This window comes from Streptomyces beigongshangae, from assembly GCF_019710745.1.
In the GTDB taxonomy this organism is placed as follows: domain Bacteria; phylum Actinomycetota; class Actinomycetes; order Streptomycetales; family Streptomycetaceae; genus Streptomyces; species Streptomyces beigongshangae.
Genome location: NZ_JAHKJW010000031.1, coordinates 58,417 through 71,547, shown reverse-complemented (window position 1 = coordinate 71,547; position 13,131 = coordinate 58,417). Strand labels below are relative to the sequence as shown.

18 protein-coding genes are annotated in these 13,131 nt (G+C 70.0%); 4 read left to right on the top strand and 14 right to left on the bottom strand.

The window, feature by feature from the left end; translation table 11 throughout:
* Positions 1-71: 71 nt before the first annotated feature.
* The 10 genes from KM933_RS23705 to KM933_RS23660 form a co-directional block, all read right to left on the bottom strand.
* Entirely contained in the window at positions 72-605 is a 534-nt protein-coding gene (locus KM933_RS23705) for a hypothetical protein (protein ID WP_308013521.1), read from the bottom strand.
* Entirely contained in the window at positions 602-1,291 is a 690-nt protein-coding gene (locus tag KM933_RS23700) for a hypothetical protein (RefSeq protein WP_221355392.1), read from the bottom strand. Before KM933_RS23700 ends, KM933_RS23705 begins: the two co-directional genes overlap by 4 nt.
* Positions 1,288-1,725, bottom strand: a complete 438-nt coding sequence (locus KM933_RS23695) for a RapZ C-terminal domain-containing protein (protein ID WP_221355389.1) — start codon at positions 1,723-1,725, stop codon at positions 1,288-1,290. Before KM933_RS23695 ends, KM933_RS23700 begins: the two co-directional genes overlap by 4 nt.
* Before the next feature lie 177 nt (positions 1,726-1,902).
* The gene (locus tag KM933_RS23690; protein ID WP_221355387.1) at positions 1,903-2,571 is read right to left on the bottom strand and encodes an NUDIX domain-containing protein; all 669 of its coding nucleotides are present in this window, start codon (positions 2,569-2,571) and stop codon (positions 1,903-1,905) included.
* A gap of 117 nt (positions 2,572-2,688) precedes the next feature.
* Positions 2,689-2,865 (bottom strand): hypothetical protein, encoded by a 177-nt coding sequence (locus KM933_RS23685; protein ID WP_221355385.1) that lies wholly within the window; start codon positions 2,863-2,865, stop codon positions 2,689-2,691.
* Positions 2,865-3,347, bottom strand: a complete 483-nt coding sequence (locus KM933_RS23680; protein WP_221355383.1) for a hypothetical protein — start codon at positions 3,345-3,347, stop codon at positions 2,865-2,867. The genes KM933_RS23685 and KM933_RS23680 overlap by 1 nt, the downstream gene beginning before the upstream one ends.
* Entirely contained in the window at positions 3,347-3,589 is a 243-nt protein-coding gene (locus KM933_RS23675; RefSeq protein ID WP_221355381.1) for a hypothetical protein, read from the bottom strand. The genes KM933_RS23680 and KM933_RS23675 overlap by 1 nt, the downstream gene beginning before the upstream one ends.
* Positions 3,586-3,930, bottom strand: a complete 345-nt coding sequence (locus tag KM933_RS23670) for a hypothetical protein (protein ID WP_221355380.1) — start codon at positions 3,928-3,930, stop codon at positions 3,586-3,588. Before KM933_RS23670 ends, KM933_RS23675 begins: the two co-directional genes overlap by 4 nt.
* A 77-nt stretch (positions 3,931-4,007) precedes the next feature.
* Positions 4,008-4,286, bottom strand: a complete 279-nt coding sequence (locus KM933_RS23665; RefSeq protein ID WP_221355378.1) for a hypothetical protein — start codon at positions 4,284-4,286, stop codon at positions 4,008-4,010.
* Positions 4,283-4,708 (bottom strand): hypothetical protein, encoded by a 426-nt coding sequence (locus KM933_RS23660; protein ID WP_260334066.1) that lies wholly within the window; start codon positions 4,706-4,708, stop codon positions 4,283-4,285. The genes KM933_RS23665 and KM933_RS23660 overlap by 4 nt, the downstream gene beginning before the upstream one ends.
* A 63-nt stretch (positions 4,709-4,771) precedes the next feature.
* On the opposite strand from KM933_RS23660, the gene KM933_RS23655 reads away from it, so the two are divergent.
* The 3 genes from KM933_RS23655 to KM933_RS23645 are packed head-to-tail and all read left to right on the top strand — an operon-like array spanning position 4,772 to position 8,578.
* Positions 4,772-5,851, top strand: a complete 1,080-nt coding sequence (locus KM933_RS23655; protein WP_308013520.1) for a tyrosine-type recombinase/integrase — start codon at positions 4,772-4,774, stop codon at positions 5,849-5,851.
* Complete coding sequence (locus tag KM933_RS23650; protein ID WP_308013519.1) at positions 5,848-8,142, top strand: tyrosine-type recombinase/integrase; 2,295 nt, start codon at positions 5,848-5,850, stop codon at positions 8,140-8,142. Before KM933_RS23655 ends, KM933_RS23650 begins: the two co-directional genes overlap by 4 nt.
* Entirely contained in the window at positions 8,129-8,578 is a 450-nt protein-coding gene (locus KM933_RS23645) for a DUF6262 family protein (protein ID WP_260334064.1), read from the top strand. The genes KM933_RS23650 and KM933_RS23645 overlap by 14 nt, the downstream gene beginning before the upstream one ends.
* A 33-nt stretch (positions 8,579-8,611) precedes the next feature.
* Here KM933_RS23645 and KM933_RS23640 read toward each other — a convergent pair whose 3' ends face one another.
* Complete coding sequence (locus tag KM933_RS23640; RefSeq protein ID WP_221355376.1) at positions 8,612-9,805, bottom strand: macrolide family glycosyltransferase; 1,194 nt, start codon at positions 9,803-9,805, stop codon at positions 8,612-8,614.
* Positions 9,806-9,862: 57 nt separating this feature from the next.
* Positions 9,863-10,516: a CatB-related O-acetyltransferase gene (locus KM933_RS23635; RefSeq protein WP_221355374.1), complete on the bottom strand. Its 654-nt coding sequence runs from the start codon at positions 10,514-10,516 to the stop codon at positions 9,863-9,865.
* Between the two features lie 99 nt (positions 10,517-10,615).
* Here KM933_RS23635 and KM933_RS23630 point away from each other — a divergent pair, with 99 nt between their 5' ends.
* Positions 10,616-11,242: a TetR/AcrR family transcriptional regulator gene (locus KM933_RS23630; protein ID WP_221355372.1), complete on the top strand. Its 627-nt coding sequence runs from the start codon at positions 10,616-10,618 to the stop codon at positions 11,240-11,242.
* A 543-nt stretch (positions 11,243-11,785) separates the two neighbouring features.
* On the opposite strand, the gene KM933_RS23625 is transcribed toward KM933_RS23630, so the two are convergent.
* Together KM933_RS23625 and KM933_RS23620 are read right to left on the bottom strand one after the other, a co-directional pair.
* Entirely contained in the window at positions 11,786-12,088 is a 303-nt protein-coding gene (locus KM933_RS23625; RefSeq protein WP_221355370.1) for a hypothetical protein, read from the bottom strand.
* Between the two features lie 107 nt (positions 12,089-12,195).
* Entirely contained in the window at positions 12,196-13,041 is an 846-nt protein-coding gene (locus tag KM933_RS23620) for a hypothetical protein (protein WP_221355368.1), read from the bottom strand.
* Positions 13,042-13,131: the final 90 nt, after the last annotated feature.

Sequence of the window (13,131 nt, the reverse complement as noted above, 5' to 3'; positions counted from 1 at the left end):
GCGAAGTACCTGAGACGCAAAAAGGCTGGCTTCCCCACGTAGAAGACGTGGGGAAGCCAGCCTTTGGCCGGTCATGTAGCCCAGATCGCGGGCGCACCTTCATCAAGGTTGGGGATACCGGCGGCAGTCACCAGTGCAACTGGGTGGCGCATGGCCGTGACCGGGACGGCGCCAGGCTCAGTGGTCGGCGCCCAGACCATGCGCCAGGTGCCTTCCCACTCGCAGGCGCATGGATAGTCCGGGTTCGGATGTACATGCCGTAGGAAGACGCCGTGTGCGTGGACAGCTCGCGGAATCCGGGGGATAAGCACCGAGGGATCGTCACCCGGGTACAGGTGGAGGTTGCGCCAGCCGTGGACGCGGTCAATGTATGCGACGGCGGCCTGGATGATGTCGGCCCACCTTTGGTGTCCGAGCAATAGGAACGCGACCGGATACAGATGGTCGTCGGTAAGGCCGTCGAGGCCGGTGACGTGCAGATCGCCGTGGGCGAGGAAGCCGTTCTCCACCGCGTCCTCGCCGGGCATCCAGAGCTGTTCGACGGGGTGCATGGCGCCGTCGTCGCCCTCGCTGGTCTCGATCTCGTACAGGTCCGGGCCGGTCACGCGCTCGCCCCCGCGACGGCGGCGTCCAGGAGCACGATGGCGTCGGCTTCGTACGGGTCGGCGAACAGCTGGTGGTCGCTCACGTCGAACGGCCCGTACCGCACGGAGACGTGGTGTCCGGGCACGAGGGTGGTCTCGCGCCCGTCCAGCGCGGCGGTGAGCCGCTCGTAGTCCTGCTGGGCGTGCCGGGTCTGGGTGTACGGGCCGACGCGCAGCAGGGTGAAGCCGTCGCGGCTGTTGTCGTCGCGTTTGCGGGCCTCGAGGTAGAGGGCGTAGCGCGCGGAGTCCATGCCGAGGTCGTCGGGCAGGGGCAGGCGGGCGGCGGCGTGGGTGAGCATCGTGTAGCCGGGCTGCCAGAAGCCAAGGATCGCGGTGGTCTTACATCGGAGCCAGCCGCGTTCGGTGTAGCCGAGCTGGCGGCCGTGGAGGTAGGCCGCGGCGTGGCCGCCGTCGGGGTGGATCAGGGCGACGGCGATCATGTCGGGGCCGTGGTCGTCGCCGGGCCTGGGATGGGCGCGCTCGATGAACGGGCCGACCCGCACGGCGACGTCCTGGGCGCGGCCGGGCGTCCAGGGCTGCGGGTTGCGTACGGCGGTGAGCATCGCGCGGAACTGGTCGACAACGGCCTGGTCCTCGGGGGAGATGGCGCCGAGGGCGTGGCCGCAGCGGCGGAAGCGACGGATCATCGGTCGGTCTCCTGCTCGAGGTGAAAGGTACGGGTGCTGGCGGGTGCCTTGAGGACGCGCGGCAGGTGTGCGTGCAGGTGCTCGACTTCAACTTCGCGGCCGCGGTCGCGGAGTTCGTGGGCAAGGATTTCGGTGAGGCCGCATGCCCTGTGACGGCCTCCCGCGCACCCGATCGCGATGCGGCGCGGTCCGGCGGGAAGGGCCGCGTAGTCGGTGAGGTTGGCGAGCAGTTCGCGGGCGCCGGGAGTGTTCAGGACGACAGCCTGGACGCGGGGGTGGAAGCCGTCCAGGTCGAGGATGTCGCGGGCGACGGCCGGGTCGCGGAGCCGGTCGCGGACGTCTTCGATCCGGTCGGCGGCGGGCAGGACGGGCTGGCCGTCCGGGTCGGTGGGCAGGTGCAGGTAGCCGAACGAGATCAGGCGGACGGGTTCCACGAAGGTGCCTCCAAGGCGCTGGTGCAGGGCAGGAACGGGTGGAGCGCCGCGCCCGGCCGGGGAGGTCGGGCGCGGCGCTCCGGTGTCTCGGTGTGGTGTCTCAATGGGATGAGGGCCGCGGCCGCACGGAGGATGTCGGCGTGGTCGAACGCCAGGCGCCCCGGGCAGGCCGGTTCCCTATGTGGCGAGGTGGTCCAGGGCGCGCTGCAGCAGCGGGCGGTGTGCGGCGTAGAGGGTGCGTCCGGCGGCGGTGATCGCGGCGTCGAGCTGGTCGAGGGAGGCGAAGGGCCACCAGTTCGCGTCGGCCGCGTCGTCGCCCGCGACGGCGGTCACCGGGACGGGCAGCAGGTACAGGGCGACGGTCGAGACGACCCATGCGTGATCGGTGGTGCGCCAGTCGTCCACGAGGTCCTTGCCGAGGATCACGGGGCGGTGGTCGGCCAGGTCTACGCCGGTCTCCTCGCGCAGTTCCCGGACGAGAGTGGCCGGGGCGGTCTCGCCGGGATCGACCATGCCGCCGGGGATGGCTTCGACGTGGATGTCGTCCCGGGTGATCAGCAGAACTTGGCGCTGCTGGCCGCTGCCTGCTACCACGATCGGGTCGGCGGCGGCGTTCTCGCCCCACTTGCCGAGGTTGCGGCCGGTGCGGCCGGTAGGGCCGTGGGGGTGCATCGGCCAGCCCTGGTCATCGAGCTCGAACGGAATGAGCGCGGACGCCTGGCGTTGATTCCAGTCGTGCACGTCGGCCGGTGTGGGCGCTGCCTCTGCCCAGTTGGGCACGTGGTGGGTCAGAGCCGCGGGCAGCAGTTCGGGCGGTGTGATGTCGGTGGGCGTGTACTCGCTCATGAGGTGTCTCTCCTGGGCCGAGGGTCGGTGGTCTGCAGGTGGTGCCGACGTGAGCGCCGCGCCCGCCTAGGGAGCGGGCGCGGCGCTGGGGGATGCAGGTGCTTGCGGGGTGTGGTGCTAGCCGGTGGTGTCGGTGACCACGAGGAACTGGTCGCTGGGCAGGTCCATCACGACGTGGGCGTCCGTGTGGCCCTGGGCGCGCTGGGCGGCGGCGTATTCCTCCGCCGGCCAGGAGCCGCGGGGGCTTCCGGCGGGGAACCGTTCCAGGACGGTGCGGTCGTCGGTGGTGGGCATCAGGCGTCACCGCCGTTCACGCGCTCGTGGATGTCGATCAGGGTGGTGATGGTGTCGGGGTTGTCGGCCAGGCCGACCCACTGCCCGCTCGCGGTGAAGACGGGGACCTGGTCGCGGTCGGCGTCGAAGATGACGCAGTAGTCGCCGTACCTGTCGAGCACCGTGTCGCGCAGGACCGGAACGAGCGCGGTGTCCAGGACCTCCAGGGCGTCGACGGTGAGCTGGGCGTCCTCGCCGGGGGCCTGCGGCTGCACCAGGGTGCCGGTGACGCGCAGCAGGTCGCCGGGCTGTATGCCGTTCAGCAGCTCGTGGGTAATTCGGGGGTCGCCGCTGGTGCAGGGGACGACCGTGTCGGGGGCGTCGTCGGCGACGGTGTCGATGTCGGCGGGCCGGACGATCAGATCGAATGTGGCGGTGCCGTGCGGGCCGGGGGCGGGGATGTCGTCGACCCAGCCGTCGACGGCGCAGTGCTTGGTGTCCATCAGCTGGTCTCCGTCGGGGTGTCGGTGGGACGGGGGGAGCGGGGCCGGGGGGTGCGCTGCGCGAGGAGCAGGAGTTCGCAGTTGCGCCGCTGTTTCTCCGGGGTGATCGGCCGGGTTTTCGGGCCGTGGCGGTGCCAGAGCGGGGAGGCGGGCGGCTCGGGATACGCGAGGGCACGGTCGGCGTCGTGCGGCCGGTGGCTCTTCGCGGAGGGCGTCGCGTTGGTGCTGCGCAGGGACGTCATCGGTGCACCGCCCTGCGGCGGGTAGCGGCGAGCAGCCGGGCCCGCGCGGTTGCGGGGATCGTCTTGCGCTGCCGTGCGCGGGCGCGGGAGTCGGCGCGTGCTCGGGCCAGCTCGCAGTGGCCGCAGGGCTCTTCGGCGGCGGCTTCGTGGCAGGTGTGGCCTTCCACGGTGCCGTGCGGGGCGGTGACGGAGTGCAGCGTGGCCAGCCGGTAGAGGTCATCGGGGGCGATGCCGGTGCGGGTCTGGATGGTGCGCTGGGTGTAGCCGTCGCGCAGCAGGGTCAGGGCGACGGCCTGGCCGACGGTGAGCGTCGGCCGGCCGGTGATGGCGGAGGTCGCCATGAATAGGGGGTCCTTCCGTGCATGCGAAGACGGGCACCGGCTGGCGGCCGGTGCCCGCAACAGGAGGGAGGGGAAGATCAGGCGTGGTTGTCGTCGCGCCGGCGCTTGGGCTGGATGTCGGAGGCGAACCGGCCGAGGCGGGCCTCGGTGGGGTTCGCGGCGATCCAGTCCTCAGCACACGCCTTGTGCACGAACTCGCCGTAGTGGGAGCACATGGGCGTGGGCTTGTCGCACAGCGCGCAGGGAAGGTCCTGCCAGCGGTCGAAATGCCGGCCGTCACGCCAGTCCAGCAAGCCGCCGGGAGCCGGGACGCAGCCCGGCTCGAACAGCGGCTTCTTGCCTCGCTTGCGGGTCACGGCCGGAAGCCGGGCAGCTGCTGGAACACCTGCCCGACCAGGTCCGCCGTCGGCCTCCAGGCCGAAAGCGCGCCCGCGGCGGGCACGGGCAGGGCGAGCTCCTGGACGTCGGCGAGGACCAGGTGGTGCGCGCCGCGCTGCGCCCACGGGCTGGTGCACCGTTCGGGCCCCTGGTCCAGGTGACAGTCGGCCAGGCGGGCGATGCCGATAACCGCTCCCTGGTGCAGCTCGTGGCCGCGGATCGCGGTGGCGACCAGCGGGTCGCGCAGCACCGCGGGCTCCGGCTTCTTCCCCCCGGCGTGGAGGAGGACCCAGCCGCGCCAGGGCCAGTTTATGAACAGCTCGCTGCGTGCCGTCTTCGACGTCTTCGTCGTTGAAGTGGGCAGTGTCGGGGGCCCGTCATGGACACCCGGTGCGGTCATGTCGTCGACGCAAGGCAGTGAGCTATGCGAGTGCAGCGGGTGCGGGTTCCGGACTCCGATCGGGTGTCGTACACCGTCATCGACGACGGCGGACTGCCCGTCGAGGCAGCGGATGTGTACCTGGGCCACCTGACCGCGACGGGACGTTCGCCGTACACCGTGGAGGCGTACGCGCACGACCTGCGGGACTTCTTCGAGTGGACCGGCCAACGCGACGCCGACTTCCGGTGCTTGGGCCTGGAGGACCTCGCGGAGTTCTTCGTCTGGTTGCAGCGACCGCGCCCGGCCCGTCAGCCCGGCGTGTACCAGCTGCCGAGCACGCCGCCCGCGGTTGGCAACACCACCCTCGTACGTAAGCGGGCCGCGCTCGCCGGGCTGTACCGGTTCCATGCCCGCCGGGACGAGACCGTACCGGCCTTGCTGGGTGAGCTGGCCGGGCCGCGGCCGATGGGCCGGTACGTGCCGATGCTGGCGCACACCCGGCGCCACGGGCCAGGGCCGGACACCTACAGCCCGATCCGCATCGCCACTGCGCCCAAGGTGCCCGCCACGGTGACCGCGGGCGAGATCCGGCGCCTGGTCGACGCCTGCACCAACCTGCGGGACCGGTTCCTGATCGTGCTGCTGTCGGAAACGGGGCTGCGGATCGGGGAGGCGCTCGGGCTGCGGCACGAGGATCTGCGACTGCGGGCCGGGGAGGTGCGTGTCGTTCCCCGCGAGTGCAACGTCAACGCCGCCCGGGTGAAGGGCCTCAAGGCCCGCACGGTCCCGGCCGGGACCGAGATCTTCGACGCCTACGCCGACTACATGGAGAGCGAGTACGGGACGCTGGACTGCGACTACGTGTTCGTGAACCTGTTCCGGCCGCCGGTTGGGGCGCCGATGACCCGCAGTGCGATCGAGGACCTGGCGGCCCGGCTGCGCAAGCGGACGGGGATCGGGCACTTCACGCCGCATGTACTGCGGCACAGCTGGGCGACCCGGCTGCTGCGGACCAAGGTTCCCGTCGAGGTCGTGGCCGAGCTCTTGGGGCATTCGTCGTCGCAGGTCACGGAACAGATCTACGCGCATCTGACGGTGGAGGATCATCGGGAAGTCCTTGTCTCGGCAGGGCTGTTGAGGAACGGGAGCGTGGGGGAGTGAGCACGCTGGAGCGCGTCCAGCCGCAGGCCGGTCTGTTGGAGCGGCTGATGGAGGTCGTGCGGCGAGAGTTCCGGGGCGAGGAGTTCTATCCGCCGCGTGACAGCCGGGTGTTCTTCCAGGGCGAGTGCCGCATCCCGTCGTGTGAGCGGATGCTGAGCTACTCGGTCAAGCGGCTGTGCACCGCGCATTACCAGCGGTGGGTGCAGGCAGGACGCCCCGAGTTCGAGGTGTGGGTGCCCGGCGAGGACGCCTATCACCGGCACCATCGCGTGATCCGGGGCTGCGCAGTGACGGGCTGCCGCCGCTCGATGAACGGGTGCTCGCCGCGGATCTGCACCCGCCACACAGAACTGTGGCAGGCGGCCGGGGCACCGGACCTGGACGCGTGGCTGGCCACGACGCGTTACGAGGCGCCGCCGCACGGCGAGCGGGACTGTGTGCTGCCCGACTGTCCGTGGTGGACAACCGGACCTGGTTCGGTGTTGTGCCGGCGGCACTACATCCGCTGGCGCAACAACGGCCATCCCGAGCTTCCGGACGACCAGTTGATCAAGTGGTTCAAGCGGCTGGAGCTGCGGCGCGACCCTTACATCAGGTTTCACGACCTGGGGCGCCAGGTTTGCCTGGAGGTGCAGTTCGGGCTGCAGCGCCGGGTCGACATCGGAGACCGGCACACGGCTCCGCGCACGGTGACCCGCGCGCTGAGCTGGATCCGCGAATCGGGCGTGCGCAGCCTGATGGACTGGGACGAGACGCAGTGGCTGGAGTTCTGCCGCGTCGCGCGCAAGGGCTACCAGTCGCTGTCCTACGCGTTCGTCCGCGATACCCGGTTCGAGCTGCAGCGGCTGCTGATCGCCGACGATCCGTGGGCCGACCAGTTCCCTCGTGACAGCTGGGATCTTCGGCTGCTCGACCTGGCCAACGAGGACTGCTGCCGCCTGCACTTCGGCGGCATTCCCCTGCCCTGGCTGCGGGATCTGACCAAGCGCTGGGCCCGATGGCGGCTGACCCGCGGCAGCAACCCGGCCGGCCTGACCACCAGCGTCCAGGCCATCACCCGCCTGGCCTGCCACTTCGCCGACGTCGACGGCGTCGATGCCGGACCGGCGGCGCTCAACCGGGTCCGCATCGAGACCTGGTTCGCTGTCCTGCAGGCCGAAGGGCACAGCGAGCATTTCCGCTCGCGCGCCATCAGCTGCGTCGGTGTCTTCCTGCGCGACGTGCACCGCTACGAGTGGCAGCCCGACCTGGCCCGCAGCGCGCTGATCTACGATGACGCGCCCAAACCGCGCGGGCTGAAGCCGCGGTTCATCCCCGAGCACCTCATGCGGCAGCTGGAGGCTCCCGAGGCCATCGCGCAGTTCCCGTCCGACGACGGACGGGTGCTGCTGAAAATCCTCATGGCCTGTGGTCTGCGCACGAAGGACGCCCGCTGGCTGCCCTTCGACTGCATCGTCCGGGACGCCGAGAACAACCCCTACCTGGCCTGGCTCAACCGCAAGATCCACGACCGTCCTGCGTTCTTCCCGCTGAGCGAGGAACTCGCGGCCGAGATCGGCCGCCAGCAGCAGGCCGTCCTTGAGCGCTTCCCGCAGGGCTGCAAGTGGCTCTTCCCCGCGGCGCTGAAAAACGTCGACGGCAGCAAACCGGTCAGCGACCGCCGCCTGCGCGACCACCTGGCGATCTGGCTGGAGCGGCTCAGCCTCACCGACGAACACGGCCGCCCGGTGAAGGTGACCTTCCATCAGTTCCGGCACACCCTGGCCACCAGGATGATCAACGCCGACGTTCCCCAGCCTGTGATTCAGACCCTGCTCGATCACATGTCGCCGGCCATGACCGCCGTCTACGCCAAGCTCCACGACAAGACGCTGCGGCGGCACTGGGAGAACGCCCTCAAGGTCAACCACGAGGGGCAGAAGGCAGAGATCGCTGCAGACCACCCGCTCGCTGGGGCGGCCTGGGCGAAGATGAGCCTGGTCCGCGCGAAGGTGACTCTGCCCAACGGCTACTGTGGAGCCCCGGTGCAGACCGACTGCGAGTACGCCAACCCCTGTCTGGACTGCCGGTTCTTCATCACCACCGGCGACTTTCTCCAGCAGCACCGCCAGCAGCGGCAGGAAACCAGCGAACTCATTGCCCAGGCCGAGCAGTCCGGGCTTGCCCGGGTCGCGGAGAAGAACCGCCGCACCCTTGGCAAGCTCGACACGATCATCAACTCACTCGAAGGGGCCACCGAGAATCAGATCATCGTCGGCGGACAGGTGGAGGACATTGATGCCGCCAGCTGACAACACCGCCGCCCTGGCCGAGGCCACCCGGCGTCGCAGCGAACGCGCTCGCCGTGACGCCGAGAAGGCCATCTCGGCAGCCAGACGTACCGGCGGCCGGACCAGCTTCGCTGCGATCGCGAAGGCGGCCAGCGTTTCAAGATCATGGCTATACACCCAGCCCGACCTCGTGGCCGCCATCAGGCAGATGCAGGACCGGCAGCCCGCCACCGAGCGAACCGGCTCACAGCCCGCGTCGGTCTCCTCCGTCCAGCGACGGCTGGAGACCGCGCTCGCGCGGATCAAGCAGCTGCGAGCGGAGAACAGCGACCTCGCCGGGCGTCTGGAGACCGCATACGGAGAGATCCGCAGGCTCCGTGGCGCGTCTCCTCGAGATGGTTATGCCCAGGAGAACGGACAGCAGACGGCGACCACTTCGGGAGGCGCCACCACCTAACGCTGCAGCACGATCACCGAAGCGGCAGTGTTCTTAGCGCGGGTTTTCGGCGGCTGCCAGCATGTTCTCGAGGAGGTCAGCAGCGCGCGGGGTGCCGCCCTCGGCCCGGGCGGCGGCCTGCAGCTGCTTGGACCGGTCGACGCGTTCTGGATCCGTGACCAGGTCGTTCAGCGCCGCGCGAAGGGTCTCGGCGGTGGCGTCAGCGGTGTCCACACGGCGTGCGACTCCGAGTTCCACGAGCCGGTCGGCGTTCATGAACTGCTCGGCTCCCTGCGGCACGGCGATCATGGGAACGCCGGCGAGGAGCCCTTCGCCGCAGCCGCCCATGCCGGCGTGGGTGACGAAGGCGTCGGCCTGTTCCAGGATCGCGCGCTGCGGGACCCAGGAGTGCACCTCGACGTTGGGCGGGATGGTGCCGAGTTCTTCGGGGGCGGTGTACCTGCCGATCTGGAGTACGACGTGCCAGCCGGGCAGGTCGCCGAAGGCGGCGATGCACTGGCGGTAGAACGCGGGCTGGCGTGTGTACGCCGAGCCGAGCGAGATCAGCAGCACGTTGTCCGCGTCCGCCGGGCGGGTCCAGCCGTCCGTATCCGCTCGGGTGTCGAGGCAGGGGCCGACGAAGGTCACTGTGTCGGTGTCGACTCGATCGGCGTGCGGCTGCATCGCTCTCGGGATCAGGGCAAGGGCTCGGGCGGGCGGGCCGGAGAACGTGTCCACGTCCGTGGTGGTCGCACCGCAGTCGACGAGCCACCGTGCGAACCTGTCCCGGTACGCGTCGGCGCCCGGCAGCTTTCGCAGATGAGCCACGACTTCCTCCTGGTAGCCGTCCCAGCCGACGAACGTCGGGGACAGCTGCACGAGGGGACGGCCCTGGGCTTCGGAGAGGGCGCGCGCGGCATAGGCGCCTATGTCGTAGAGGTACAGGTCGGCCGGATCATGGTCGTAGGCGGCGCGCAGTTGCGGGAGCGCTTGGACGGCGTCGTCGAGGAAGAGGCTCGCCGCTGCGATGGGATCGGCAGGCCAGTCGTTGTCCTCGACGGGCAACGTGGAGGTGCACGGCACCAGCTCCGCGCCGACGGATTCGATCCGGTCGGCCACGAACGGGTCGTTGGCGTAGGTGACCCGGTGCCCGCGGTCCACCAGCTCACGGATGAGCGCGAGGCTGGGCAGGACATGGCTGACGATGGGGACGCCGACCATCGCGATATGGGCGCGGGGACGGGACATGGGCGATCACTCGTTTCTGGCGCGGGACGGGAGCGGGCGGTGTGGCGAGGACGCGAGTCAGGGCTGGTCGATCTGCGCGGCGGCCTCCTCCAGGTCGGCGACGGTCCCCGACATGATCGTCCGTAGGTGTCTGGTGATGTGCTGCACGGGCCAGTCCCACCACGCCACGGCGAGGAGCCGAGCGATGTCCGCGGCGTCGTAGCGGGTGCGGATGAGCCGGGCGGGGTTGCCGCCGACGATGCCGTAGTCGGGGACGTCGCCGGTGACCACGGCGCCGGCGGCGATGATCGCGCCGTGGCCGATGCGTACACCGGGCATGACGGTGGCGCCGTGGCCGAACCACACGTCGTTGCCGACAGCTGTGTCGCCCCGGCCGGGTAGGTCGGTGATCAGGTCGAAGTGCTCCGCCCAGGAACCCCCCATCGTGGGAAACGGGAAGGTGGAAGGACCGTCCATGCGGTGGTTGGCGCCGTTCATGATGAACCGGGTGCCCGTCCCCAACGCGCAGTACTTGCCGATGACAAGCCGCTCGGGGCCGTAGTGGTACAGGACGTTGCGCGTCTCGAATGCGGTCGGGTCGTCCGGATCGTCGTAGTAGGTGAAGTCACCGACCTTGATCAGCGGCGACTTCACCAGCGGCTTGAGCAAAACCACGCGCGGGTGCTCGGGCATCGGGTGGAGCACGGTGGGGTCAGCGGGAACGGGCGGCATCGAGGAGGCGGTTCCTCTCTAGTGAACCTAGGGCGACAGCTGTCGCGTTAAGATGCTGGCACAGCCCTGCCGCCTTGATCAACCGGATACTGATTGCCGATGACAGACCCACTGGACACGACGTCGGACCGCCGTCCGGGCGGTCGCACCGCCCGCATCCGCGCCCAGGTTCTCGACGCGGTGCGCGCCGAACTCGCTGAAGGCGGTCACGAAGGACTCACGATGGAGGGTGTCGCGACGCGCGCCGGAGTGCACCGCGCCACGGTCTACCGGCGTTGGCGCGATGTCGGCGGCCTGCTCGTCGACGTCATCGACGCCGCCGGCGAGATCGACTGGCAGCCGCCGGATACCGGCTCCCTGCGCGGCGATCTGACGGCCCTCAACGAAGAAATCCAGGAATCCCTGGTCGTACAGCCGTCGCTCGCCATCGCCCTGATGGCCGCCTCGTTCCACTCCGAACAGGCCGCGCGAGCCCAGACGCAGTTGTGGACGGACCGGTACGCCCAGTGCGAGATCCTCGTCGAACGCGCCATCGAGCGCGGTGAACTCCCCGCACAGCACACGGACGCACGAAGCCTGCTGATCGCCGCCACGGCGCCGCTCTACCACCAGCTGGTGCTCCTGCGTGCCGATCCGGACCCGCAACTCCCGAAACGGGCCGCGGAGACGGCAGTCCTGGCGGCTGCCGCGGGTGCCTTCTCCGTCCGTCGGGAAGAGAGCGTGTGATCGAGGAGACAGGGAGCGAACGCAAGCGCAATCAAGAGCGTGACAAAATCTGGATCACGGTTCAGTAGCCCTGGTTCGGACACCAGGGAGCAAATAGCCGCGAGGCCAACTTTTGAGGGCTCACCTACGGCGGCGGGCGGCCGGGTCGCGCTCAGCCATGTGCCGGGCGACCGCGTCGACTACATGTCCTTGACGAGAATGAGCTGGTCAGGTGCAGTGCTCACTACTTAAGCTAGACATAAGCCAGTTGGCGGGCCGGTTCTCCGGGGTCTTCCCGGCGAGGATGCAGGTCGCGAAGGGCTGGCGGATTGTGATGCCGCGGATCCAGTCGCCCTCGGGCAGGGTGGCGAGGCTCATGCGGCTCGCCCCCGCCCGGCCGGCGGCACGACGCCCGCCGTAAGGAGGAGGGTGCGCGGGCCGAACCGGCCCCGCGGGTGCATGACGGAGTCCATACTGAGGATCTCCCTCTCGTCTCGTACGGGTTGGGTGGGCCCGGGACAGTCGTCGAAGCCGCCAAGCAAGTGCGGCTGTCTCGGGGCGGAGCTACAGCACGAAGCCGTTGCGGGTGGTCCAGCTGACAGGGCTGTGCCACAGGCCGGACTTCGCGGCGGGCCACTCCATCTGCCAGCCGGGCCGAAGCCCGCGCGCTCCCCAGCTGTCCGGCTGCTTGCCGGGCACCTCGAGTCCGGCCGTGTGCGCGGCGAGCGCGGCGTCGTACACCTCATGCGCGCGGCGCAGGGCCGCGGCCGGGGAGGCGGCGACGCCGGTGAAGACGTGCAGACCGCGCCGGTCCGGGTCGGTGGTGTCGTGGATCGGGACGTCGACCTCGTAGATGTGCAGGCGCATGACGTCCAGCTCCTCTCTGCTCGGTGTTGGTGCCTCGGTGTTGAGGGACCACCGCGACCGCCCCGGCCTCCGTCGTGCGGAGAGACCGGGGCGGCACGGTACGTCCGTCAGGCGCGGTAGGTGGGCGGGCGGACTCCGGCCCGCAGTTCGCGGATGATCGAGCAGGGGCCCTTGGTCGCGCAGTACGCGTCGTCGGTGTCCGGGAGGGCGTTGCCCGTGGTGCCCCACATCTCGCGAGCGGCCGCGTTCACGGCGCGCAGCATGGCGCCGTTGTGGGGGCGGCAGGCGCTGTTCGTGTCGCCGACGCCGTGCCGGTGGGCGCTGATGAGGTGCTGGCGGGCCTGGCGCGCAGCCCAGCGCCGGCTGTCGGGGCTGGTGTTCTCGTGGACGTGCCCGCAGTCGTGGAAGGTGTCCAGGTGGCAGCCGGTGCAGTGGTAGGTGACCAGCTGCTGCGGCTCGCTGTCGGGGAGCCACTTGCCTTCGAACTCGTAGACGATGACCTCCGCGCCCGGGATCTCGGTGTGCGCGAAGGCGGTGACGAGGCCGACGCCGTCCGCTATCCCGCCGCACGCAGCCACGTTCCAGAAGGTGCGGGGGAGGAAGTCGTCCCAGCCTTTGCCGTGGGGCCACTGGGCGTACATGACGCCCTGGGAGGCGTCGAAGGTCGCTGTGCCGTCGGCGTTGTCGCGCTTGTACTGCTCGATCTGTGCGATCGACCCGAAGTAGGTCGCGGAGAATTCCTCGGACTCCAGGAAGATCAGCCCGTAGCCCTCTGGGCGGGTGTCGTGGCCGTTGTCCTTGAGGATCTCGACCATGTCCTCGTAGCCGGGGTTGCCGGGGACGATGGTGCCGACGAGCGGTAACCGGTAGCGGTCGCAGCTGGTGACGCGGGCCGGGTTGGTCTCGCTGACGTGGTGCGCGGTGCCGTACGTGTTCGTGATCGTGATGCCCATGATGGGATGTCCTTCCCGGGGAAGCAGTGGGCGCCCGGAGTGGCCAGGGCGCGGCGGGTTCTGGCTGTGCGGCGAAGCGTCGGCGGCACG